The organism is Frankia sp. CcMO1, from assembly GCF_977945845.1.
On record NZ_CDWTMG010000352.1, the window covers coordinates 2,339 to 3,979 of the forward strand.

At 65.9% G+C, this 1,641-nt stretch carries 1 protein-coding gene and 1 pseudogene; both read right to left on the bottom strand.

Translation table 11 applies throughout. The annotated features are described in order from the left end of the window. Window positions 1-554: 554 nt before the first annotated feature. A complete protein-coding gene (locus AC08OU_RS23620) occupies window positions 555-1,022 on the bottom strand; it encodes an N-acetyltransferase family protein (RefSeq protein WP_476605850.1) in 468 nt (155 codons plus the stop codon). Window positions 1,023-1,033: 11 nt separating this feature from the next. Beyond that, window positions 1,034-1,641 (bottom strand): annotated as a pseudogene (locus AC08OU_RS23625) (FxsB family cyclophane-forming radical SAM/SPASM peptide maturase); the annotation flags it as partial.

Genomic DNA, 1,641 nt, shown 5'->3' on the forward strand with positions numbered 1-1,641 from the left:
CACGGAGACAGCCCAAGGTGATCGGTTGTTCCTGTATGCCACAAGGGGGGCGTGGAAGCGCAACGAACGTGATCGAGGACGGATCATCGGCATAGGAACAGTGACACGGCCCGCGCGCCTCCTAGAGACGTCTATCGATATCGGTGGCAGGGAGTTTTATTGGGACCTTGGTCTACGCATTCATGGCGTCGTGCCATTTCCCGGCGGGCTGCAACTCGGTCCCCTGGTCGATCACTTGGAGACCTTTCCGAAGCCCTACGCGTGGAGTGCGTACCTTCGTCGGCCCGTCCTTCGCGTGGCGGATTCCGACGTCGACACACTTCTTGGCGAACTTCAACCTCTCCTGAGCACGCGGGCAGAGGCGCTGCCGACATACGAGGCCTCGATGCCCAAACGACAGCACGCTGCATCTGAACAAGAGCACCGAAGCAGTGTGGCTACGCTCCGGCGGTCGGACTGTTGACCACAAACGCTTCGCCGAGCACGACATCGCCCCGCGGCGCCGAACTCGCGTCGTCGATCGAGTCGCTGATGCAAGACGAGCACGGCGTCCTCTACGAGAGGGTGATCCGGTAGTTCACCTTGCCTTCGAACTCCTCGAACCCGAGGCTGCGATAGAACGCCCGCGCGTCGTCGTTGTCCCGGTCGGTCATCCACTCCACCCGACTGCACCCCGGCCGAGCGGCGGCGATCGCCTGCATCTCCTCGACGAGCCGCGTTCCGGTTCCTAGCCGCCGCCCGTCCGGTCGGACGTACAACTCCTTCAGGAACAGCGAGTGCGTCGACCCGGCCGCCGGCCACAGGAAGGAGTACGCCGCCAGCCCCACCACCTCGCCGTCAGCGACCGCTAGGACGCAGTACGCCAGCGGCGGTGTGCCGAACAGCGCGACCTCGACCTGTGCCAGCTGCTCCTCGAACGGCTGGATCGTCGTGGCACCGTAGTACCGCTCGATCTCCTCGATCATCGCGGCGACGGCCTTGGCGTCGCTGGGCTCAGCGTGGCGGACGACGAGGTGCTGCACAGTGCTCCTCCTTAGGCAGGCAGCGTGGCTTGGACGTGCCGAATGAGGTGGGCGAGGTCCTGACAGTAAACGGACGGGTTGCGGTACCCACGCTCGGCGCTCAGCCGGTGCGGCAGATAGCCGCCGCCGCAGACGGACACCAGTGGACAGCGCTGACACTCATCAGCCAGAGCTGACGCCCCGGTCTGTCGTTGCCGGATCGCCGGGTGCCGGGCCACCTCGTCGAAGGTGTGCTCGAAGACGTTGAGGCCGCCCAGACCGGCGGCGCCAGAGCCGGCAGCCTTGAGTGTGTCAACGTTCTCGATCGAGCCGTCGGACTCGACCACGACGATGCCGGGCGGTGCGAGCCCGAGCGACTCGACGGAGCCCTGCGCACCGAGGCTGAGCGCCACGATGTCTTCGAGGATCCGCACCGAGTGCGTGTAGGAGCCGGCGCCGATCCAGGCGTCGTAAACGCGGCTCAACCACCGGCCGTACTCGGGCTCATCGGCAGCAAACCGGTACGGCGGGGAGTCATGCGTGGCGTGGGGCAGGTTGAAGTCGATGACCGATGGGCCGAGCGCCGCAAGATATTCGTGGACCTCGACTGGGTCGTCACGGAGCTCGACCACGGCGAGGC